General features: G+C 60.6%; 19 protein-coding genes. 8 read left to right on the top strand and 11 right to left on the bottom strand.

Annotation, left to right across the window (positions count from 1 at the left end; genetic code table 11):
- Positions 1 to 121: 121 nt before the first annotated feature.
- From VNV36_RS20075 to VNV36_RS20065, 3 genes are all read right to left on the bottom strand, one after another.
- Positions 122 to 991 (bottom strand): DUF6279 family lipoprotein, encoded by an 870-nt coding sequence (locus tag VNV36_RS20075; RefSeq protein WP_325719810.1) that lies wholly within the window; start codon positions 989 to 991, stop codon positions 122 to 124.
- Positions 992 to 1,068: 77 nt separating this feature from the next.
- A complete protein-coding gene (locus VNV36_RS20070) occupies positions 1,069 to 1,785 on the bottom strand; it encodes a TorF family putative porin (protein ID WP_325719807.1) in 717 nt (238 codons plus the stop codon).
- A gap of 204 nt (positions 1,786 to 1,989) precedes the next feature.
- A complete protein-coding gene (locus VNV36_RS20065; protein ID WP_016985943.1) occupies positions 1,990 to 2,178 on the bottom strand; it encodes a PFL_1563 family small protein in 189 nt (62 codons plus the stop codon).
- A gap of 337 nt (positions 2,179 to 2,515) precedes the next feature.
- Here VNV36_RS20065 and VNV36_RS20060 point away from each other — a divergent pair, with 337 nt between their 5' ends.
- From VNV36_RS20060 to VNV36_RS20050, 3 genes are all read left to right on the top strand, one after another.
- A complete protein-coding gene (locus VNV36_RS20060) occupies positions 2,516 to 3,352 on the top strand; it encodes a CvfB family protein (protein ID WP_325719804.1) in 837 nt (278 codons plus the stop codon).
- A gap of 117 nt (positions 3,353 to 3,469) precedes the next feature.
- Entirely contained in the window at positions 3,470 to 3,862 is a 393-nt protein-coding gene (locus tag VNV36_RS20055) for a DUF2177 family protein (RefSeq protein WP_325719802.1), read from the top strand.
- 262 nt (positions 3,863 to 4,124) lie between these two features.
- Positions 4,125 to 5,054, top strand: a complete 930-nt coding sequence (locus tag VNV36_RS20050) for a DMT family transporter (protein ID WP_325719800.1) — start codon at positions 4,125 to 4,127, stop codon at positions 5,052 to 5,054.
- On the opposite strand, the gene VNV36_RS20045 is transcribed toward VNV36_RS20050, so the two are convergent.
- Positions 5,002 to 6,183 (bottom strand): MFS transporter, encoded by a 1,182-nt coding sequence (locus tag VNV36_RS20045; protein ID WP_325719798.1) that lies wholly within the window; start codon positions 6,181 to 6,183, stop codon positions 5,002 to 5,004. The genes VNV36_RS20050 and VNV36_RS20045 overlap by 53 nt on opposite strands.
- A 104-nt stretch (positions 6,184 to 6,287) precedes the next feature.
- Here VNV36_RS20045 and ptrR point away from each other — a divergent pair, with 104 nt between their 5' ends.
- Entirely contained in the window at positions 6,288 to 7,181 is an 894-nt protein-coding gene (gene ptrR / locus VNV36_RS20040; RefSeq protein ID WP_325719796.1) for a putrescine utilization regulator PtrR, read from the top strand.
- A gap of 142 nt (positions 7,182 to 7,323) precedes the next feature.
- On the top strand, positions 7,324 to 7,452 hold the full coding sequence (locus VNV36_RS20035; RefSeq protein WP_003184145.1) for a PA1414 family protein: 129 nt from the start codon (positions 7,324 to 7,326) through the stop codon (positions 7,450 to 7,452).
- Positions 7,453 to 7,618: 166 nt separating this feature from the next.
- Here the strand turns inward: VNV36_RS20035 and VNV36_RS20030 are convergent, their stop codons facing one another.
- From VNV36_RS20030 to speB, 4 genes are all read right to left on the bottom strand, one after another.
- Positions 7,619 to 8,998 carry a sodium:solute symporter family protein gene (locus VNV36_RS20030; RefSeq protein WP_325719794.1) on the bottom strand — a complete coding sequence of 460 codons (1,380 nt, stop codon included), beginning with the start codon at positions 8,996 to 8,998 and terminating at the stop codon, positions 7,619 to 7,621.
- Between the two features lie 216 nt (positions 8,999 to 9,214).
- Positions 9,215 to 10,717: a purine-cytosine permease family protein gene (locus VNV36_RS20025; RefSeq protein ID WP_325719792.1), complete on the bottom strand. Its 1,503-nt coding sequence runs from the start codon at positions 10,715 to 10,717 to the stop codon at positions 9,215 to 9,217.
- A 51-nt stretch (positions 10,718 to 10,768) separates the two neighbouring features.
- Positions 10,769 to 11,191, bottom strand: coding sequence for a YybH family protein (locus tag VNV36_RS20020; RefSeq protein ID WP_325719790.1), 423 nt, complete (start codon positions 11,189 to 11,191; stop codon positions 10,769 to 10,771).
- 11 nt (positions 11,192 to 11,202) lie between these two features.
- On the bottom strand, positions 11,203 to 12,153 hold the full coding sequence (speB, locus tag VNV36_RS20015) for an agmatinase (protein ID WP_325719788.1): 951 nt from the start codon (positions 12,151 to 12,153) through the stop codon (positions 11,203 to 11,205).
- A 294-nt stretch (positions 12,154 to 12,447) separates the two neighbouring features.
- Here speB and VNV36_RS20010 point away from each other — a divergent pair, with 294 nt between their 5' ends.
- The gene (locus VNV36_RS20010; protein ID WP_090282283.1) at positions 12,448 to 13,341 is read left to right on the top strand and encodes a LysR family transcriptional regulator; all 894 of its coding nucleotides are present in this window, start codon (positions 12,448 to 12,450) and stop codon (positions 13,339 to 13,341) included.
- A gap of 17 nt (positions 13,342 to 13,358) precedes the next feature.
- Positions 13,359 to 13,952, top strand: coding sequence for a tRNA-uridine aminocarboxypropyltransferase (locus VNV36_RS20005; RefSeq protein ID WP_325719785.1), 594 nt, complete (start codon positions 13,359 to 13,361; stop codon positions 13,950 to 13,952).
- A gap of 152 nt (positions 13,953 to 14,104) precedes the next feature.
- Here the strand turns inward: VNV36_RS20005 and VNV36_RS20000 are convergent, their stop codons facing one another.
- The 3 genes from VNV36_RS20000 to VNV36_RS19990 form a co-directional block, all read right to left on the bottom strand.
- A complete protein-coding gene (locus VNV36_RS20000) occupies positions 14,105 to 15,463 on the bottom strand; it encodes an HlyD family type I secretion periplasmic adaptor subunit (protein WP_325719783.1) in 1,359 nt (452 codons plus the stop codon).
- 171 nt (positions 15,464 to 15,634) lie between these two features.
- The gene (locus tag VNV36_RS19995) at positions 15,635 to 17,794 is read right to left on the bottom strand and encodes a type I secretion system permease/ATPase (protein ID WP_325719781.1); all 2,160 of its coding nucleotides are present in this window, start codon (positions 17,792 to 17,794) and stop codon (positions 15,635 to 15,637) included.
- 231 nt (positions 17,795 to 18,025) lie between these two features.
- A complete protein-coding gene (locus VNV36_RS19990; RefSeq protein ID WP_325719779.1) occupies positions 18,026 to 19,384 on the bottom strand; it encodes a TolC family outer membrane protein in 1,359 nt (452 codons plus the stop codon).
- A 532-nt stretch (positions 19,385 to 19,916) separates the two neighbouring features.
- On the opposite strand from VNV36_RS19990, the gene VNV36_RS19985 reads away from it, so the two are divergent.
- Positions 19,917 to 21,212 (top strand): retention module-containing protein (locus tag VNV36_RS19985; protein ID WP_325719777.1); only part of this gene is annotated, 1,296 nt, incomplete at its 3' end.

Genomic DNA, 21,212 nt, shown 5'->3' with positions numbered 1-21,212 from the left:
CACGGGAAATTTCCCTGTGGGAGCGAGCCTGCTCGCGAATACGGTCTGTCAGTGACATTTGAACTGTCTGACACACCGCATTCGCGAGCAGGCTCGCTCCCACAGGAGGTAATTGATGTCTTCAAGGTTTTTGCGCGGCCTTTAGACACTTCAGGTCATTGAAGTCCTTGCGCACTCCCTCGATTTTCTTCAACAAACGCTCACGCTGCTGCGGCGTGCTCTCGGCCATCAAGTCGACGAATAGCGAGCGGGCCTGCGCTTCGGTGTTGGTATAGGCCTTGCGGTAATCGGCTGTCCACAAGCGCTCGCGATTGACCAGAAGCGTCTCGATACGTTGTGGGAATTCCGGGCTCTGGCGTTGCGCAACGGCGGCGCTGAACTGTTGCTGCCAATGGGCGCGGTTGGCAATCCATTGAGTATTCTGATCGCCCAAAGCGTTGCTCCAGGCCGCGACGCGTTGTTTCTGCGTGTCGCTCAACGGGCCAAGCCAGTCGGTCAGACGTTTCTCCATGCGCTCGCCGCGTTCTTTGATCTGTTGCGCCAACGGTGGTTTGACGTATTCCTGCTGGCGTTTGCGCAGGTCTTTGGCAAAGGCGTCGTTCATCTCCGCCACCTGTTTATCGTCCAGGCCTTGCAGCAGCTCGATGGCCGACGGAGTGATTTCCCGGGCGGTTTCGGCGATCGCCTGTTTGGCCTCGGCGGTGCGCTCCTGCAGAGCGGCGTCAGTGACCTGGTTGCTCTCGACCATAGCCTGCAAGCGATCCAGCCAATCGAGGTAGCCCGGTAACTGCGTGGTGCAGTGCCAGCTCAGATGTTCCTTGAGCCGTTCGTTGAACCAGTCTTTCTGCTCGCCGTTCATGTCCACGTAATCGCCGAGCGACCACGGGATGATCACGTCGAGGTTGCGGTAGGCGAGGCCCACACGGCTGCAGGCGCCGAGGGCGAGGGTGAAGACGAGCAGGGCGGCGATCTGTTTGAACCAGCGAGACATGGGCAAATCCTTGCGAGAGCCTGGCGTCGGAAATCTGATTCTTATGTGATGCAGGAAGCGCGCGGCAGTTCAGCCGATCAATAGAACGAGCGTACGGCCTTGAGCGTGACCAGGCCATCGCACTCGCTGTTGTGCCCGGAATAGGCCGAGCAATCGCTGCCGCTGAGGCTGGAGTTGCTGTAGATCAGATCGAGATCGACGCCCATGAATGGCCGCGAGAGTTTCACCGACCAATCGGTGAAGCTGCTGACATAACCTCCGTCCACTGCCACTGGCGTATTCAGCTGGTGAGTGGTGTATTTCATGCTGACGCCGATGCCGAACGGCTGATTGCCGCCGAGGTCGGCAAACAGGGTGTTGTTCTGTTTGTCCGGGTCGTTGCTCAGGGCGATGCCGAAACGGCTGCCGAGTAAGGTGAGGCCGCCGAACAGCTCCTGGCTGTCGAGGGTTTCCACGCGGGGATAGCTGTAGTGAATCATGCCGACCTCATAGCCCAGCACCTGATCGAAAGGCTGCTTGAAGCCGACGTAGGAATCGATCTCGAGGGTCTTGCCCGGCGTGATGCCCATGCTCGGCGCGTACTGGCCGAAATACACGCCGCTGTCGTGGCTGAGGTCGAGGCCGCCGTGGAACGAGCCGACCGCCGCCGGTTTGACCAGCCCCTGGGCCATGCTCCGGCTTGGGGTGGTGCCGAGCTTGAGGTCGAAGTCGCCCAGTTCCCGCTGGAAAACCTGCGCGTGCGCGCTCGCGCCTGCTAGCAGGCCGACGAACAATAAACAGGGAAATAGGCGCATGCGTCACTCCATGAACCGCGAGCGCAGGGCGGGTGGCCTGCTGAAACGCTTGATCTAGACGCGTGCAAGGATACCGGCGAATGCTTGGCTTTGATGGCCGTTCGTCGATTTTCGGGGATTTTTTGTTTAAAGCGAGGGGGATTGCGCGGTGCCAGTCCAGGCGCTTGGAAGCTCAAAGCGCCTCTGGACGGGGTAAAACCGGTGTTACTTCTTGCCCAGGCTGATCTGCTTGGACGGGCCGAATGTCTGGCCACTGACGCCTTTGGCAATTTGCTGAATCTCGCCGCCGGACTTGAGAAACGCTGCGATCTGATCGTTGATCGATTCGCTGGTTTCAACGGCTGGAGCTGGCTTTGCTTTGCTGGTGGATGCTTTTACACGCATGGCGGCCATTAACCTTTAAAAAAGTAACTCGGCCAGGCATCGTACAGGAATAACTTGACAATAGCTTGGTAAATATCCCCCGGAATAACCTACCCCAGCGCTGCATTATTGCCGGCTAATATTCGTAATAGGCGGCTAACCTGCTGTTTTGAATCAGAACATTTGTAGCGGATGAGCAAACGCGCACCGCAGTGAGCCGCTTGAGCGGACTGACGAGTGGCACCTTCCCGAGCCCTGACCCAGGCAAATCAATACGTTGCCGCTGATTGGCAGGTGCGAGGATCTGCCACCCGACGTTCGCGGCAAAACCGGGTAGAATGCCGCCCACGTATTGAGGGTTCTGGAAATGGCTTTAGTCGGGCGTTACAACAGTTTGCAAGTGGTTAAACACACTAACTTCGGTTTATATCTGGACGGCGGTGCCGACGGCGAAATTCTTTTGCCCAACCGTTATATTCCCAAAGATATTCCCAGCGAAGATGAAGACTGGCTCAACGTATTTATCTATCTGGACAGCGAAGACAAACTTCTCGCCACCACGGAAAAACCCAAGGTTCAGGTCGGCGAGTTCGCCAGCCTGAAAGTGGTTGAAGTCAACAGCATCGGGGTGTTCCTCGACTGGGGCTTACCGAAAGATCTGTTGCTGCCGTACTCGGAAGAAAAGCGCCAGATGACCGCTGGCGAGTACTGCGTGGTGCACGTCTACCTCGACAAACACACCCGCCGCATCACCGCTACCGCGCGGCTTGACCGTTATCTGGACAAGACCCCGGCTAGCTACAGTCCGGGCCAGGAAGTCGACCTGCTGGTGGCCGAAGCTACCGACATGGGTTTCAAGGCGATCATCAACAACAAGCACTGGGGCTTGATCCACAAGAACGAAATCTTCAAGTTCATGCGCTCGGGCATGCGCGAGAAAGGCTTCATCAAGGAAGTGCGCGCCGACGGCAAGATCAGCCTGAGCCTGCAACCGGTTGGTCAGGAAGCGGCGAGCAGCCTGAGCTCGAAGATCCTCGGCAAGTTGCGCGAAAACGACGGCACCCTGGCGGTCAGCGACAAGAGTGATCCGGCATTGATCAGCAGCCTGTTCGGCGTCAGCAAGGGCAACTTCAAAAAGGCCATCGGCTCGCTGTACAAGGAAGGCAAGATCGTCATCCACGCCGACCGCATTGAACTGACCTGACTCACCGCAGGCCCATGCAGGAGCTGCCGAAGGCTGCGATCTTCTGATCTGTTTCATACAAGATCAAGATCAACAGATCGCAGCCTTCGGCAGCTCCTACATATAGAGGGAAGGCAAATGAAAAAGCCGCTGATCGCATACGTCGCCACGCTGCTGACGTTTCTGCTGCTCGACGGCATCTGGCTCGGGCTGCTGATGGCGCCGACCTACCGCGAACTGCTCGGTTCGCTGATGCTGGAAAAGCCGCTGTTGGTTCCCGCAGCAGTTTTTTATTGCCTGTATGTGGTTGGCTGCGTGGTGTTTGTGGTGTTGCCGGCGCTGAGTTGGCAGCGCGCGGCGAAGCTGGGCGCGCTGTTGGGGCTGGTGGCCTATGGCACTTATGACCTGACCAACTGGGCCACCTTGCGCGGCTGGTCGGAGCAGGTGAGTTTGCTGGACTGGGCGTGGGGAACGCTGGCGACGGCGGTTGCCTGTACGGTGGGTTATTTGCTGGCGAAGCGATTCTCCTGAACTGATCCGATAAAGAGGCAGATCTTGCCGGCCTCTTCGCGAGCAGGCTCGCTCCCACAATGACTCCCTGTCGTGAACAACCCCCTGTGGGAGCGAGCCTGCTCGCGAACGACGGTGCAGCCGTCAGCCATTCAGCGCTGACGTCACTGACCAATTGAATTTTTTTCCAGACGCCTTTCTCTGCACATCTGGTTGATAATCCCCGACACTGTTTTCTGACCATTGGATGGCCTGCCATGTTGTGTCTTTTCGAGGTGATGCGGTGAGTGCCGAGCGGCGCAATGCCGACGGTTTTGCCCTGCAAGTGATGATCGGCCTGTGCCTGATCTGGGGTGTACAGCAAGTTCTGATCAAGTGGGCAGCAACGGACATCGCACCGGTGATGCAGGCGGCGGGGCGCTCGGGGATTTCGGCGTTACTGGTTGGTCTGCTCATCTGCTGGAAGGGCGGCTGGGATCAGGTCGGCAGCACGTGGCGCGGCGGTTTGCTGGCCGGTGTGCTGTTTGGTCTGGAGTTCCTGTTCATCGCCGAAGGCCTGCAACTGACCACCGCCGCGCACATGTCGGTGTTCCTTTACACCGCGCCGATTTTTACCGCGCTGGGTGTGCATTTTCTGTTGGCCAGTGAGCGCCTGCGACCATTGCAATGGCTGGGGATTCTGCTGGCCTTCATCGGCATCGCGATTGCCTTCGCCGGCGGCGTGTCGTGGGACAATCTCGACCGGCGCATGCTGTTGGGCGATGCCTTTGGCGTGCTGGCCGGCGCCTGTTGGGGCGCAACCACCGTGGTGGTGCGCGCTTCGCGGCTGTCGGAGGCGCCGGTGACGCTGACCCTGTTTTATCAGCTGCTGGTCGGTTTCCTTGGCTTGCTGCTGATCGCACTGTTCAGCGGCCAGATCACCCATGTCAGCCTGAGCACCGTGGCGGTGGCCAGCGTTTTGTTCCAGGGCCTGGTGGTGTCGTTCTTCAGTTACCTGGTGTGGTTCTGGCTGCTGCGCCGTTATCTGGCAGCCAATCTCGCGGTGTTCTCGTTCATGACGCCTTTGTTCGGCGTGACTTTCGGCGTCTTGCTGCTCGGCGAAGAGTTAAGCCTGAACTTCGTCATCGGCGCGGTGCTGGTGCTGCTCGGCATCACCTTCGTCAGCGCCGAGCAGTGGCTGCGTCGGCGTTTGCGCAAAGCGTTGGGCCAGTAGCCTTCGTCCGCATCGCCAACGCGCCGGCGATCAGCAAGCCCGCGCCAGCGATCAGCAGCGCCGGCTGCAAACCGCCACTGAAATGGCTGCTCAGCGCCGCCAGCAACGGGCCGCTGAGCTGGCCGACGGCGAAGCACGCGGTCAGCATCCCGGCATTGCGCTGGGTGGCGTGGGGCGCCAGCTCCCGCGAGCGCTGCATGACCAGCTGCATACAAGCCAGAAACGGTGTGCCGCAAAGGATCACGCCCAGTGCCAGGCCGAGACCGCTGCTCAGCAGGCAGGCAAATACACCGGCGGCTTGCAGCCACAACGTCGCCATCAGCCAGTGCCGCGTGGTCTCGGGATCATGCCGACGCAAGCTCACCAGCCACACGCCGATCGCCGCGCCCAGACCGAAGCACGGCCAGAACAGATCGGCCTGCCACTGACCATCAAACTGCGCGTTGGCCATTTGCGCAAGAAACGTTGCCGGGATGATGTAGCCGATACCGTACAGCGCATACACCAGCGCCAGCCGACCAATGCCACGATTCGCTTGGGACATGGGGGCCGTATCCGTCGCCAAGGTCAGCGTAGGCTGCGGTAAAAACCGCCAGACCCCGAGCATCATCAGCAACGCGGCGGCGGCATATATCAGCCACAACGTCGCCGACGTCTGCTGCAACCGATGTGAGACCAGCGCCAGCAACCCCGTCAGAAAAATTCCCAAACCCGGTCCGGCAAAGACCAGAGCGCCCCAACGCGGACGACCCGCTGCCGCTGCCAATGGCTGGCTCAGTGACGTGATCATCACCAATACCCAGGCACTCGCCACACCGGTACCAAAGCGCAGCATCAGGTGCGACCAGAAACCATTGGCCCAAAACGACGCCAGGGTCAGCAGCACGCATAGCCAGAGCCCACCGTGCAGGCGCCTCTGCACTTGCGGCGGACGGTGCGCAAATATCGCATCCACTGCACCGACCAGATAGCCGAGGTAATTGGCCGCAGCAATCAGACCTGCAGCCGTGAGATCAATCTGACCCTCGCTGAGCAAGTGCGGCATTTGTGGTGTGAGGGCGAAACGGCCGATGCCCATGGCCATCATCAGGGCAACGAAACAGGCGGATAAGCGAATCAGCGGCGACATGGTCGGGCTTCCGTCAGAGGAACAATGACCGTCAGGCTAGGACTGATTGACTTTCTTTAAAATTGAATAATAGTGAGTAACTTGTTCTGTTCAGGAGAAGGCAGGTGGAATTCAGCCAATTGCGGATTTTTCAGGCGGTTGCCGAAGAAGGCTCGATCACCCGCGCCGCCGAGCGTCTGCATCGGGTACCGTCGAATCTGTCGACACGCCTTAAACAGCTTGAGGAACAATTGGGTGTCGAGTTGTTCGTCCGTGAACGCCAGCGTTTGCAATTGTCCCCGGCGGGGAAAGTCTTGCTCGACTACACCGGCAAACTGTTCGCCCTGCGCGATCAGGCCAGTGCGGCGGTAATGGGCGGCCAACCGGCGGGGGATTTTGTGCTCGGCACCATGTACAGCACGGCGGCGATCCATCTGCCGGCGCTCCTGGCGCGGTATCACAAGCAATACCCGATGGTGAACCTGCAGGTGCAATCGGCGCCGAGCGGTGAGCTGCTCGAAGGCTTGCTCACCGGCCGCCTCGACGCGGCTTTGGTGGACGGGCCGCTGGAACTGGCCGGGCTCGATGGCGTGCCGCTGTGTGAGGAGCGTCTGGTGTTGATCACTGAGATCGACCATCCGCCGGTGCGCAGCGCGCGGGACGTGGAGGGGCGCTCGGTGTTCACCTTTCGCCAGGGCTGCTCTTATCGCATGCGTCTGGAGGCGTGGTTCGCGCACTACCATGCGGCGATGGGCCGGCCGATGGAGATCGAGTCGTATCAGGGCATGCTCGCCTGCGTGATCGCCGGCAGCGGTGTGGCGTTGATGGCCGAGTCGATGCTCGCCAGTCTGCCGGGCCGCGAGAGTGTCGCGGTGCATCCACTGGCCGAGCCGTTCGCGGGTGCGACAACGTGGCTTATGTGGCGCAAGGGCATGACCGGAGCCAATCTGAATGCCTGGATTGACGTGCAGCAAGCCGTCTATCCCGTGGCTTTGCCCGAAGAACGTGAAACCGCGTGAACCTGTAGCAACGAATTCTGTTCAATTCAGTAACAGATCATTGCTGATTTGGCCGAGCATTGCGTAGGACTTCGGACTATTATCAGTGCGAAGCAGCCTCAGAATTCCGGCCGCTCAGCACCACCCTGAAGGGGGCATGACGATGAAAGAGAAAATTCAAAACTGGCTGCACGATCTGGGCGTTGCCCTTGGTTTGATCGAACCGCCTCTGCAACCGGTACCGATTCGCACGGACGACGAACAGCGTCGGCGCCAGCCACGTCGGCGTTAAGACCTCCACTCAAAGATTTCAAGATCGCAGCCGTCGGCAGTTTCTACAAATACCCTGTAGGAGGTGCCGAAGGCTGCGATCTTTTGCTTTTCGCCAGGCGAAAAAAAACGGGCGTGGCCACCGACGCCACACCCGCTGAAGAAAACATCAAGTCGTTACATCACAGTCAGACCGCAGTTGCGACCGCAGACGGGCGTCGAGACATCAGGCTGACCACGACGAAACTCACCAGACCGACCGCCAGGCTGTAATAGATCGGCGTATTGGCATCCAGACCATCCTTGAACATGAACAGCAGGGCCGTCACGAAGCCCAGCCCCATGCTGGCGATCGCGCCCGCAGTGGTGGCGCGTTTCCAGAAAATCGCCCCGATCAGTGGAATCAGCATGCCGCCGACCAGCAGGTTGTAGGCAAGGGTGAGGGCACTGATCACGTCATTCACCACCAGAGCGATACCCAACACCACAACGCCGGTGAGCAGGGTGAACAGGCGATTCACGCCCAGACTCGATTGCTTGCCGCCACGCAATTTCGGCAGCAGGTCTTCGGTCAGAGTGGTAGCGGCGGCGAGCAGGCCGGCACTGGCAGTAGACATCATCGCCGCCAGGGCGGCAGCGATCACCAGCCCACGGATACCATCAGGCAGCGACAGTTTGACGATGGCCGCGAAGGCGTTGTTGACGTTGTCCAGATCCGGGATCAACACGTGTGCGGCCATACCGATCAGCGCGCAAGCCAGGCCGTAAAGGATGCAGTAGATGCCGGCGATGCTGCCGGCGTATTGCGCGACCCTGGCGGTCTTGACGGTGAACACCCGTTGCCAGATGTCCTGACCGATCAGGATGCCGAAGAAGTAGATCATGAAGTAGGTGATGATCGTGTCCCAGCCGATCGTGGTGAAGTTGAACGCCGTGGCTGGCAGTTTCAGCACCAGTTCGTCCCAACCGCCGACGCGATACAGGCAGATCGGCAACAGGATGAACATCAGGCCGACGGTTTTGATGATGAACTGGACAATGTCGGTCAGGGTCAGCGACCACATGCCGCCAATCGCCGAGTAGATCACCACCACGCCACCGCCGAGCAGTACCGAAATCCAGAACGGCAGGCCGAACAACACTTGCAGCACGGTGCCGATGGCGAGGATCGAGGTCACGCCGATCATCAGCGCATAGGCCAGCATGATGGCCGCACTCGCCGAACGGGCCATCGGGTTGTAGCGTTTTTCCAGCACTTGGGTAACGGTATAGATCTTCAGTTTCAGCAGCGGTTTGGCGAGGAACAGGTTCAGCGCAACGATGCCGCAACCCAGTGCCGCGCACAGCCAGAAACCGGAAATGCCGTGCACGTAGCCCAAGCGTACGGTGCCGACGGTGGACGCACCGCCGAGCACGGTCGCCGCCATGGTGCCCATGTACAGGCTCGGGCCGAGGTTGCGGCCGGCCACGAGAAAGTCCTCGTTGGTCTTGGCCTTGCGCATGCCGAAATAGCCGAGCAAGAGCATGCCGGCGGCGTAGATGAGGACGACGAATAAATCCAGGGCCATGATGGCGTGTCTCCGATTGTCTTTTTTATGTGGAACGCTGAATCAGGTTTTACTGTGGCGAGGGAGCTTGCTCCCGCTGGGCTGCGAAGCGGCCCCAAATCCTGCAACCGAGTTTCTTTAATGAAACTCAACCGCTGCCTTGCGACTGCTGCGCAGTCGAGCGGGAGCAAGCTCCCTCGCCACAAAAAATCCAATCCTTCAAATTTTCTGTGCAGATCAGGCGGCCTGACGTAGTTCGGGGTGTATGGCTGCTTCGCTGCGCAAATCCTTCGGACCGAACACTTGCGCTGGCTCGGGGAACAGGCGCAAGAGTGTCAGGTACACCACCGAGGCCAGGCCGAGCGTCACCGGCAGGCTGATGTCGATGCCGCCGGCCATTTCGCCCAGCGGGCCGACGAACTGACCTGGCAGGTTGACGAAGCACAGGCCGACCAGCGCGCTGGGGATCCACGCGCCCAGGCCGCGCCAGTTCCAGCCGTGGTTGAACCAGTAGCGCCCGCCCTGTTCACCGCGGGTGAACACTTGCAGGTCGTCCGGGCAGTAGAAGCCGCGACGCACCAGCAGGCCGATGATCATGATCACCATCCACGGGGTGGTGCAGGTGATGATCAGCACGGCGAAGGTCGACACGCTCTGCACCAGGTTCGCCGCGAAACGGCCGATGAAGATGAAGGCGATGGACAACACGCCGATCAGCAGCGTCGCCTTGACCCGGGAGAGGACGCGCGGGAACACGCTGGACATGTCCAGCCCGGTGCCATACAGCGAGGTAGTGCCGGTGGACATACCGCCGATCACCGCAATCAGGCACACCGGCAGGAAGAACCAGCTCGGCGACACCGCCAGCAGGCCGCCGACGTAGTTGTTCGCCGCGATGTAGGCCGGGGCCTTGATCGCGACGATCGTCGCGGTGGCGAGGCCGAACAGAAACGGAATCAACGTCGCCAGTTGCGCCGCGATCACCGCCAGCATGATGCGGCCTTTCGGTGTTTCACGCGGGATGTAGCGTGACCAGTCGCCGAGGAACGCGCCGAAGGAAATCGGGTTGCTCATCGCCACCAGCGCGGCACCGATGAACGCCGCCCAGAACCCTGCCTGACCCAGCGCCACACTGCCCGCGTACTGGCTGTCGAAGGCGGGAGCGAAGGCGAAGATGCCGAGCAGGAACAACAGGCTCGCAGCCCACACGGCGATGCGGTTGACCCACAACATGAAGCGGAACCCGTAGATGCACACGGTCAGCACCAGCAGCGCGAACAGACCGTAAGCCAGGCCCAGGGTCAGGTCGGTTTCCGGCAGGTCGATCAGGCGTTTGGCGCCGCCGACCAGTGCATCGCCGGAACTCCACACCGACAGTGAGAAGAAGGCGATCGCCGTCAGCAATGACAGGAACGAGCCGACAATCCGCCCGTGCACGCCGAAGTGCGCACCGGAAGACACGGCGTTGTTGGTGCCGTTGAGCGGGCCGAACAGGCCCATCGGCGCGAGGATCAGCGCACCGACCAGCACACCCAGGACAATCGCCCAGACGCCGGCCTGAAACGACAGGCCGAACAGCACCGGGAAACTGCCGAGCACAGCGGTGGCAAAGGTATTGGCGCCGCCGAAGATCAAGCGAAACAGGTCGCTGGGTCGGGCGTCGCGCTCATGATCCGGGATCTGTTCGACCCCGTTTGTTTCGATGCGGCTAAGGCTTTGTTCGTTGTTGTTGTTATTCATGATCTGCTCCGATCATCCGGCGCGCTCATCGTGCGTGAGCGTCACCATTGGCTAAGGGGGTGGCAGCCCTTCCGGCATTGCGGACAAATGTTCGTGACAGGCCAGCCATAGGCCTTGTTGTTCTAGGCTCGACGCTTGTTGGCGGAAAACAATCGTCTCGCGCTCCTGGCTGAAGTGTTGCTCCCCTTGCATGCGCAGCTCGGTGGCCACGTCATGGATGAAAATCGCCACGTCACCCTGCAGGCTGACGAAGGCGTTGCTCGACGTGCACGACAGCACTTCGAAGCCATCCTCGGCACGCCAGCGATCCCACAACGCCTGATAGGTATCGCGCGACAGCAGCGGCTGGTCGAGGGTGTAGAAGACGAAGCTGGCATCGGCGCTGAACGCACCGAAGTAAGCTTCGCGATCGTTACGCGCAAACGCGGCGACCAGCTCAGCGGCCGCGTGCAATACCTGATCACGTTGGTGCATGACCCCGACCCTCAGCGATGAACCACGCCAGGCAGTACGCAGAGCATTTCGTACAGCAGGTTGGCGGCCAGCAGCGAGGTGTTGCCGGTGGTGTCATAAGCGGGCGAGACTTCTACCAGATCGCAGCCGATCAGGTCGAGGCCCTGACAGCCACGGACGATTTCAATCGCCTGAATGGTCGTCAGACCACCGATTTCCGGGGTGCCGGTGCCAGGTGCCCAGGCCGGGTCGATGCCATCGATGTCGAAGCTCAAATACACCGGACCGCCGCCGACTTTCTCGCGCACTTCGGCCATCAGCGGCGCCAGCGATTTGTGCCAGCACTCTTCGGCCTGCACCACGCGAAAGCCCTGATCGCGGCTCCAGTTGAAGTCGTCAGCGGTGTAACCCTGGGCACGCAGACCGATCTGCACCACGCGGTCGCAATCGAGCAGGCCTTCTTCGACGGCGCGACGGAACGTGGTGCCGTGGGCGATCTTCTCGCCGAACATGTGATCGTTCACGTCAGCGTGGGCATCGATGTGCACCAGGCCAACCTTGCCGTGCTTTTTATGAATGGCGCGCAGAATCGGCAGGGTGATGGTGTGGTCGCCACCCAGGGTCATCGGGATGACGTCGTGCTCGAGGATGTTGTCGTAGGCTTCTTCGATGATGCGCACGGCGTCGAGCAGGTTGAAGGTGTTGATCGCCACGTCACCGATGTCGGCAACCGACAGCGAGTCGAACGGCGCCGCGCCGGTGGCCATGTTGTAGGGGCGGATCATTACCGATTCGGTGCGGATGTCGCGCGGCCCGAAGCGGGTACCGGGGCGCAGCGAAGTGCCGATGTCCAGTGGCACGCCAACGAAGGCAGCGTCCAGGCCGGCAGCGGTCGGTACGTGGGGAAGTCGGAGCATGGTGGCGATGCCGCCGAAGCGCGGCATTTCGTTGCCGCCCAGTGGTTGGTGAAGAATCTTGTCCACGGGTAGGGCCTCATCGTCTTTGTTTTATTTATGCCGGCGCGCCGTTGAGCACAGGTTCGGACGCCGCTGTGGGGCCGATAATGCGAAATGTAGTGGCGGGGAAGAATCGCTACGGACAAAAACTTAGTTCAGATTTTTCTAAACTAATGGACACGCTGCAGATAGACTTCTCGCAATCGATGAACAACCCTGTAGGAGCTGCCGAAGGCTGCGATCTTTTGATCCTGATCTGAAAAAAGGTCAAAAGATCGCAGCCTTCGGCAGCTCCTACATTGCACGATGTGTGGACTCTCCATGGCCAACGCTTTACCCGACCTGAAACTGTTGCGCATCTTCGTCAGCGTCGTGCGCCATCAGGGTTTTGCCAACGCGCAGCAGGAACTCAACCTGTCGACTTCGGCGATCAGTACCTACATGAGCCAGCTCGAGGCCGCCCTCGGTCTGGTGCTGTGTCATCGCGGGCGCGGCGGGTTCAGCCTGACCAGCAAGGGCGAGCTGTTCCATCAGGAAACCCTGCGCCTGCTCGGCGAACTCGAAGGTTTCGAGCAGTACGCCGCTGCGCTCAAGGGCGAATTGCGCGGCACCCTCAACCTCGGCGTGATCGATTCCACGGTCAGCGACAAGGCCTTGCCCTTCGCCGAAGCCATCGGTGCCTACAGTCAGGAACACCCGGCGGTGCACTTGCACTTGTCGGTGATGAGCCCTTACGAGTTGCAGCTCGGTGTGCAGGACAATCGCCTGGATCTGGCCATCGGCGCGTTCTCCACGCGGATGAGCGGCCTGGTATACATGCCGCTGTACCGCGAGCAGCACTGGTTGTACTGCAGCAGTCGTCACCCGTTGTTCAACGAGCGGCGGATTCCCGAGCAGGTGATCACCCAGCAACGCATGGTCGGGCGCGGTTACTGGAGTCAGGCAGAACTGGCCCGGCACGGTTTCAAACACAGCGCCGCTACCGTGGAAAGTATGGAGGCGCAGCTGATTCTGGTGCTCTCCGGGGCCTACATCGGTTATCTGCCGGAACACTACGCGCAGGCCTGGGCCGACAAGGGCGACTTGCGCGTTCTGCTGCCGGCGACCTTCGGTTATCAGGCGCCTTTTTCGATGATCATGCGCCGCGGTCGCAGCCGCGAACCGCTGATCCAGACCTTCCGTGATTTGCTCAAAGCCCAGCTCAATCAGGCTTAGCTTGCAGGAAAACAAGTATGTCCAGACCCCAATGCCCGCGCTGCCTGCGCCCTCAGACCCATTGCCTGTGCTCGCTGATTCCGCGCCTCGACAGCCGCACGCGGGTGTTGCTGCTGCAGCATCCAAGCGAAGTCAGTCACGCGCTCAATACTGCGCGATTGGCGGCGCTGGGGCTGAGCAATGCCGAGCTGATTGTCGGCGAGGTGTTCGACGACTTGCCAACGCTATTGAACCGACCGGGCTATCAGGCGCGGTTGCTGTTCCCGGCTGACGATGCGCAGCCGCTGCAGGCTTACGCACCGAATGATCAGCCACTGTTGCTGGTAGTTCCCGATGGCACCTGGCGCAAGGCGCGCAAAATGCTGCACCTCAATCCGCTGCTGGCGGCGCTGCCACGGGTGACACCGGCCGAAGGCGGCGTGTCGCGCTATCGCCTGCGCAAGGCGCCGGGCCCCGGGGCTTTGTCAACGGTTGAGGCGATTGCGCAGGCGCTGGAAACCCTCGAAGCGCCTACGACGTTTGCACCGCTACTCAAGCCGTTTGAAGCGCTGATCGAAGGGCAGATTGCGGCGATGGGGGAGGAGACCTATCGCAAAAATCATGGGCACTGAGCACCTGTGGCGAGGGAGCTTGCTCCCGCTGGGCTGCGAAGCAGACCCGACTACATTCACAACGATGTATCGGATTTTCGAATAGTGAAAAGGGAGCGCTTCGCACTCCAGCGGCAGCAAGCTCCCTCGCCACAGGGTGAATCAAGCCCGGCTCAGCGCTCACGCATCGCCTCGGTCCGCGCTTTCAACACCGGTTTAAGCAGGTAATCCAGCACACTTTTCTCTCCGGTAATAATGTCCACCGTCGCCACCATCCCCGGGATGATCAGCAGCGGTTTCACCTCCCCGCCCAAATGGTTTTTATCCGTGCGCACTTGGATCAGATAAAAACTGTTGCCCTTGTCATCGGTAATCGTATCGGCGCCGATCAGCTCAAGTTTGGCGCTCAGCCCGCCATAGATCGTGTAATCGTAGGCACTGAACTTGACCATGGCTTTCTGGCCCGGATGCAGGAACGCGACGTCCTGTGGGCGCACACGGGCTTCGATCAGCAGGTTGTCTTCCAGCGGCACGATTTCGACCATGTCGCTGCCCGGCTGAACCACGCCGCCGATGGTGTTGACCTTCATCTGCTTGATCACCCCGCGCACCGGTGAGGTCACCGTAGTGCGGCTCACGCGGTCATCGATGGCGATGCTCGACGCAGTGATCTTCGACAGGTCGGTGCGTTTCTCGTTCAGCTCCTTGGCCGCCTCGGAGCGGAAGGTCTGTTCCGATTCGTCGATCTTGCTGCGGATCTCGGCGATGGCCGATTCGGCGCGGGGAATCGCCAGCGTCGTGGCGTTCAGCGAACCACGGATCTCCACGGCGCTGCGTCTGAGCCGGAGGATTTCCACCGGGGACACGGCGCCGGTTTTCACCAGCGGCTCGGACATGTTCATCTCTTGTTGCAGCAACGCGAGACTCGAGCTGAACTGGCCTTGCTTGGAGCGAAATTCCGCCAGCTCCTGGGTTTTCTGCCGCAACTGTTCGCTGAGAGTGCGCTGCTCACTGGCCAGCCGGCGCTGACGCTGCTCGTACAGCGAGCGTTCGTCTTCGGCCACTTGCGGTGCCTTGGCGATCACTTCGGCGGAGAGCTTGAAGGGGCGTCCCTCGGCCTCTGCTGACAAACGTTCGACCTGGGCCGTCAGGGCATAACGGTCGGCCTCGCTTTCGCCCTTGTTCGAGCGAAACCGCGTGTCGTCGAGGCGCAGCAGGGTGTCACCCTTGCTGACCATCTGACCTTCGCGAACAAAAATCTCGGTGACAATGCCGCCCTCCAGGTTCTGGATCACCTGAACCTTGCTCGACGGAATCGCTTTGCCTTCGCCCATGGTCACTTCTTCGAGCACGGCGAATTTGGCCCAGACCAGCGCGGCGATCAACAGCGCCGCCGCCAGCCACACGGTAATCCGCGATTTGCGCGGCGAATCCTGCAGTGCCGCGCCGGCGGTTTCCGGCATGAACTCGGCCTCGGCGCTTTTGCCGAAACTGTCGAAGTAGCCGCGATCTTTTGAAGATGAAGCTGACATGCGGCGATACTCCTCAATTAAAACAAACCAAGCCAACCCAACCCTGTGGCGAGGGAGCTTGCTCCTGCTGGGTTGCGAAGCAGCCCCAAAGATCTTGTGGGCGCTGCGCACCCAAGCGGGAGCAAGCTCCCTCGCACAGACAGCAAGTGGCCAAAGCTTTTGTGCTGACATTCAGACTGCCGCCGAGCCGACACGGCCCTTGCGCAGTGCATCGATGACCGCTTCTTTCGGACCGTCAGCGACGACCCGGCCGTTGTCCAGCACCAGCAACCGGTCCACCAGGCTCAGCATCGAGGTGCGGTGTGTCACCAGCAGCAGGGTTTTGCCTTGCACCCAGCCATGCAGTTTCTGCCGCAGCGCATCTTCGCTGCTGTTGTCCATGGCGCTGGTGGGTTCGTCGAGCAGCATGATCGGCGGATCGAGCAACAGCGCCCGCGCCAGTAACACCGCCTGACGCTGGCCGCCGGAGAGCAACTGCCCGCGTTCGCCCACTGGCCGGTCGAAGCCTTGCGGATGCTGCCGGGCGAGTTCGATGACGCCGGTCAGTTCGGCGACTTCGAGCATGCGCGAGTCGCTGATGTAGCGCGCGCCCAGGGTCAGGTTGTCTCGCAGGCTGCCGGCCAGCAGCGGCAGATCATGGGCGACATAACCGATCTGCTGGCGCAGGTCGGCGACATCCAGTTGCCGCAGATCGAGGCCGTCGAGCAGCAACTGGCCTTCCTCGGCTTCGTAAAACCCCATGACCAACCGCGCCAGCGTGCTTTTGCCTGAACCGCTGCGGCCGATGATGCCGACCCGTTCGCCGGGCTTCAGACTGAAGCTGACCTCGCTCAGCGCCGGCGCATTCTGGCCGTTGTAGTGAAAGGTCACGCCGCTGACATCCAGCGCGCCTTGCAGCTGCGTGCGTTCCAGTGGCCGTTGCTTACCGTCGCGCTCCTGCGGCAGGGCCATCAGCGCGTCGGTGCTTTTCATGGTCAGTTGCGCTTGCTGGTAGCGGGTGATCAGCCCGGCAATCTGCCCCAGCGGCGCTAGCACGCGGCTGCCGAGCATGTAGGTGGCGACCAGTGCGCCGACGCTGAGATTGCCGGCGATGATGCTATAGACCCCGGCAACAATCGTCGCCATTGCGGAAAGCTGCTGGATGAACAGCGTGCCGTTGGTGGCCAATGCCGAAAGATTGCGCGCATGGCTGTCGAGGCGGGTGAGAGCGCCGTGGGTGCTTTCCCATTTGTGCTGACGCTCGCTTTCCGCGCCGCAGGCCTTGAGGGTTTCCAGGCCGCCGAGGGTCTCGATCAGCAGCGCCTGACGCTCCGCGCCGAGGCTCAGACTCTTTTGCACGGTGTCGCGCAAGCGCACTTGAATCGCCATGGCGAAGATGATGGTGATCGGAAACGCCAGCAGCGGAATCACCACCAGCCAGCCGCCGAGCAGGCCGATCACTAACAGCATCAATACCACGAAGGGCAGGTCGATCAGGCTGGTCAGGGTCACGGCGGTGAGAAATTCGCGCAGGCCCTGGAAGTCATGAATGCTCTGGGCAAATCCGCCGATGGTCGCCGGCCGGGCTTTCATCGACATGCCGGTGATGCGTTCAAATAAAGTCGCGGAAAGGATCACATCGGTTTTTTTGCCAGCGGTGTCGAGCAGGTGCGCGCGCACCACGCGCAATACCAGTTCGAAACCGGTGCCGATCAGCAGCCCGACTGACAGTACCCACAACGTTGAGGTCGCCTGATTCGGCACCACGCGGTCGTAGGTCTGCATGACGAACAACGGCACCATCAGGCCTAAAAGGTTGATCAGAAAACTGGCCAGAATCGCATCGCTGTACAGCCATTTCGACAGCTTCAGGGTGTCGCGAAACCACGCATGCACCCGTGGCACCAGCGGCGAACGCAAATCCTCTAGTTCGTGGCGCGGGCGGGCGAACAAGGCCTGGCCACTGTAGTGTTCGCTGAGTTCTTCGCGAGTGACCCATTGCTCGCCGCCGTCGGCTTCACTGGGCAGGATCAGCGCCTTGCCTTCATCGCCAAACCGCCGCAGTACCGCGGTGCGACCATCGTTGAGCAGCAACAGGATCGGCAGGTTCAGCGTTGAAATATCTTTCAGGTCACGGCGCAACAACCGCGCCTGTAATCCGGCGCGCGCCGCTGCACGGGGCAGCAGATCGAGGCTCAGGCGTTGTTTGTTCAGGGGCAGCCCGGCACTCAGGCTGGCACGACTGACCGTTGCGCCATGCAGCTTGCAGAGGATCAACAGACCGTCGAGTAACGGATCATCGAAGCTCAAGCGAGGATCGACCCCGGCGGCGCCGGGTTCCATGCTGGTCATAGTGATTGCCTCTCCTGAAGACGACTCGATAACTCTGTAGCGAGGGAGCTTGCTCCCGCTGGGTTGCGCAGCGGCCCCGGATTGATTGATCGTTCCCATGCGCAGCAAAGGAATGCCTCTAGGGACGCTCCGCGTCCAGTCACGCGGAGCGTCACGGGCTGCATTCCCACGCGGAGCGTGGGAATGATCAGGATCAAAAGATCGCAGCCTTCGGCAGCTCCTACACAGGATCTATTTCAGTTCCGGCAGGCGCGCCTCGTTTTTCACTTCGCTCGAGGCGATCGCATCAGCCGGCAGCACCACCCGCTGTTTGCTCAGCAACTGGCCCATGTTCGCCAGCACGCGGTACATCGAGTATTCCTCGGTGTAGCGGATTTCGGTGTAGCGACGGTTGGCGTTGTACAGCTCGTTTTCGCTGTCGAGCAGGTCGAGCAGGGTGCGTTGGCCGAGGCCGAACTGATCCTGGTAGGCCGCGCGCACGCGTTTGGTGGTTTCGGCGTATTCGCGGGCGGTCGGCGTTTGCTTCTTCGCGTTTTCCATGGCGTTCCAGGCCAGACGAATATTCTCGTTGAGCTGACGCAGGGCGTTGTTACGGATGTCCATCGCCTGGTTGATGTCGTGGGCGTTGGCGGCCAGACGCGCCTTGTCGCTGCCGCCACGGAACAGGTTGTAGTTCATCACCACGCCCACGCGCCATTCGTTGTCGTGACCTTCATCGCCCTGCACGTTGTTGTTGGCGCCGACTGCCGCTTCAGCGTCGAAGCGCGGGTAGAACGGCGACTTGGCCACTTCGTACTGACTTTCGGCGGACTGCACGTCGGCCTGCGCCGATTTCAGGTAGGGGTTGTTGTCGACCATGCTTTGCTGCGCTTCACGCAGGTCGGTGGGCAATTCACCACGGGTCGAGGCCGGGGTTTCCAGTTCATCGGGCATGCGTCCGACCACGCTGTAGAAATTCGATTCGGCGTCGGCCAGATCGACTTCGGCGGTGTCGAGGTTGTTCTGTGCCAGGGCTCGACGGGCGACCGATTGATCGGAGTCGGCCGTGCTGCCGATGCCGCGCTCGGTGCGCAGGCCGATCTGATCGTTGACCCGCAAGTGCGCCTGCAGGTTGTTCTTGGCCAGCGTCACCAGCTCACGACGCTTGAGCACTTCGAGGTAGACCTCGATGGTGCGCAGGGCCAGATCCTGTGCGGTGCCTTGCGCGTAGTAGGCGCGCGAGTTGGACACGCCCTTGGTGCGCTCGACCTCGTTGGCGGTGTTGAAACCGTCGAAGAGCATCTGCCGCAGGCGCAATTCGGACTGGGTGTAATTGAGGATTTCGGTGTTGTGATTGCCGAAAGCGCGAGTGTTGGTGTTGTCGCTGTAACCGCGACCGTAGGCAGCGTTCAAATCCACGGAGGGGTAGAACCCGCCCTTGGCGACTTTGACCTGTTCATCCGCTGACAGGCGAGCGTCCACGCGCGAAGCCAGTTCCGGGTGGGTTGCGATGGTGCTTTGAATCGCCTCGGTGAGGTTCATGGCCTGGGCTTGGGAAGTGCAAGCCATGGCCAGCAAAACCGCGCTGCAGAGGGGGGTTAAAACGCGCATGGGTGCATCTCCCTGGATCTTGATGTTGTGTTACCGTCGCCAAATATTTGACGTAAATTTAGGGTGTAAGCGTTTCACTCTTGTAACAACAGAGCTAAGAACATCCTGAAGCGTAGCTAAGAAAAAATTTTCATAAGGCTTATGCCAAAAAAAACTTATGCGGTTTGTAAAAACCAGCACATTGTTCAGCTCGAAAGCCTTTGTTTCATGCGCTTTAGGGAGCTCTGAAAGGCTTGAGGAAAGTTCCATTCACTTTGCGATAGACCGCGAAGTACTGCTGAAGGGGAGGGACGCGCAACGGCCAATGAGCGACATTTTTTTGTCACTCAAGTGATTCGCGGTCGTTACGTAGCGCTAGTGGGTCGACGGGCTGAACAGGGTTGGCAAGTGCTTGATGGCGCTGACAATTCTCTTCGCACGAAGCCTGCGAAACGAACTGTCGAGGGTGCGAGCGTCGCCCCCGGCAACCCGATTGAGCCATGGGCTGCTTCGCGAACCAGTGCCGACGGTGGTCGGCAGCGGAGGATTTCACATGGCAACGCTCATCGGTACGGTCACAAAAGTCATCGGTCAGGTATTCGCGCAAGCGGGCGATGGTATCAAGCGTCCGCTGTTCGAAGGCGATCGCCTGTACGCAGGCGACCAACTGATCACCGGCGCGGAAGGCGCGGTGGCGGTGAAACTGCAAAACGGCGAGGAATTGACCCTCGGTCGCGGCAGCAGCATCACCATGACCGGGCAGTTGCTGGCCGATCAGGCTGTTCCCGTGAATGTCGACGAAGCCCAGACCCCAAGCCAGGCGCAGTTGAGCGATGTCGAGCAGATCCAGAAGGCCATCGCCGCCGGTGAAGACCCGAGCAAGACTGCCGAAGCCACCGCTGCCGGCCCCAACGCGCCTACCGGCAATACCGGTGAGCTGGGCGGCGGGCATAGCTTCGTTCTACTGACCGAAGTCGGCGGCCGAGTCGATCCGGTGATCGGTTTCCCAACCGCGGGTTTCAATGGCATTCCCGAATTTCCCGATTATCGCCGCGACGCGGACAACGACAATGGCGACGACAACGACGCACCGATCGTGGTGCCACCGCCACCGGTCAACAACCCGGTCAACCTCAATGGCCTCGGCACGGCAGGCGGCGAACTCAACCTCAACGAAGCCAATCTGCCCGATGGTTCGGCGGCCAATCCTGGCGCACTGACGCAAAGCGGTAGCTTCACCGTTTCGGCGCCGGACGGTTTGAGCAGCCTGAGCATCGGCGGCATCAACGTGATCGTCGGCGGCGTGCCGATCGGCTTTCCGCAATCGATCACTACGCAGCTCGGCAACACGCTGACCATCACCGGCTACAACCCGGCGACCGGCACGGTCAGCTACAGCTACACCCTCACCGGCAACGAGACCCATGCCGCCGGCGGCGGCGTCAACAACCTCAGCGAACAGTTCACCGTGATCGCCACCGACAGCAACGGCGACAGCGCCACCGGCACCCTGGATGTGAACATCACCGACGACGTGCCCAAAGCGTTTGATGACGCCAACGGCGTTGCCTCGGAAACCTTGCTGACCCTGACCGGCAACGTCCTCACCAATGACATACAAGGCGCTGACCGTGTGCCCACCGGCCCAGTCACGCCCGGCACCTTCACCGGTACTTACGGCACTTTGGTTCTGAACGCTGACGGCACCTACACCTACACCCTCAATACCAACGACGCCGATTTCAAAAACCTGCACGGCGGTGGTAACGGCACTGAAACTTTCGCCTACACCATCACCGATGCCGACGGCGATACCAGCAGCGCCAATCTGGTTTTGCAGATCCACAAT

Origin of the sequence: Pseudomonas sp. (assembly GCF_035554175.1) — a bacterium.
Taxonomy (GTDB): Bacteria; Pseudomonadota; Gammaproteobacteria; order Pseudomonadales; family Pseudomonadaceae; genus Aquipseudomonas.
The sequence above is the reverse complement of the archived record's forward strand: the minus strand, read 5'-3'. Positions and strand labels throughout refer to the sequence as shown.

Bases quoted from the DNA above. Each gene is read 5' to 3' on its own strand.
- VNV36_RS20060 (WP_325719804.1), top strand. From the start codon at position 2,516: ATGGCTTTAGTCGGGCGTTACAACAGTTTGCAAGTGGTTAAACACACT.
- VNV36_RS20075 (WP_325719810.1), bottom strand. From the start codon at position 991: ATGTCTCGCTGGTTCAAACAGATCGCCGCCCTGCTCGTCTTCACCCTC.
- VNV36_RS20055 (WP_325719802.1), top strand. From the start codon at position 3,470: ATGAAAAAGCCGCTGATCGCATACGTCGCCACGCTGCTGACGTTTCTG.
- VNV36_RS20035 (WP_003184145.1), top strand. From the start codon at position 7,324: ATGAAAGAGAAAATTCAAAACTGGCTGCACGATCTGGGCGTTGCCCTT.
- VNV36_RS20070 (WP_325719807.1), bottom strand. From the start codon at position 1,785: ATGCGCCTATTTCCCTGTTTATTGTTCGTCGGCCTGCTAGCAGGCGCG.
- VNV36_RS20025 (WP_325719792.1), bottom strand. From the start codon at position 10,717: ATGAATAACAACAACAACGAACAAAGCCTTAGCCGCATCGAAACAAAC.
- VNV36_RS20030 (WP_325719794.1), bottom strand. From the start codon at position 8,998: ATGGCCCTGGATTTATTCGTCGTCCTCATCTACGCCGCCGGCATGCTC.
- VNV36_RS19995 (WP_325719781.1), bottom strand. From the start codon at position 17,794: ATGACCAGCATGGAACCCGGCGCCGCCGGGGTCGATCCTCGCTTGAGC.
- VNV36_RS20065 (WP_016985943.1), bottom strand. From the start codon at position 2,178: ATGGCCGCCATGCGTGTAAAAGCATCCACCAGCAAAGCAAAGCCAGCT.
- VNV36_RS20010 (WP_090282283.1), top strand. From the start codon at position 12,448: ATGGCCAACGCTTTACCCGACCTGAAACTGTTGCGCATCTTCGTCAGC.
- VNV36_RS19990 (WP_325719779.1), bottom strand. From the start codon at position 19,384: ATGCGCGTTTTAACCCCCCTCTGCAGCGCGGTTTTGCTGGCCATGGCT.
- VNV36_RS20005 (WP_325719785.1), top strand. From the start codon at position 13,359: ATGTCCAGACCCCAATGCCCGCGCTGCCTGCGCCCTCAGACCCATTGC.
- VNV36_RS20000 (WP_325719783.1), bottom strand. From the start codon at position 15,463: ATGTCAGCTTCATCTTCAAAAGATCGCGGCTACTTCGACAGTTTCGGC.
- VNV36_RS20045 (WP_325719798.1), bottom strand. From the start codon at position 6,183: ATGTCGCCGCTGATTCGCTTATCCGCCTGTTTCGTTGCCCTGATGATG.
- VNV36_RS20020 (WP_325719790.1), bottom strand. From the start codon at position 11,191: ATGCACCAACGTGATCAGGTATTGCACGCGGCCGCTGAGCTGGTCGCC.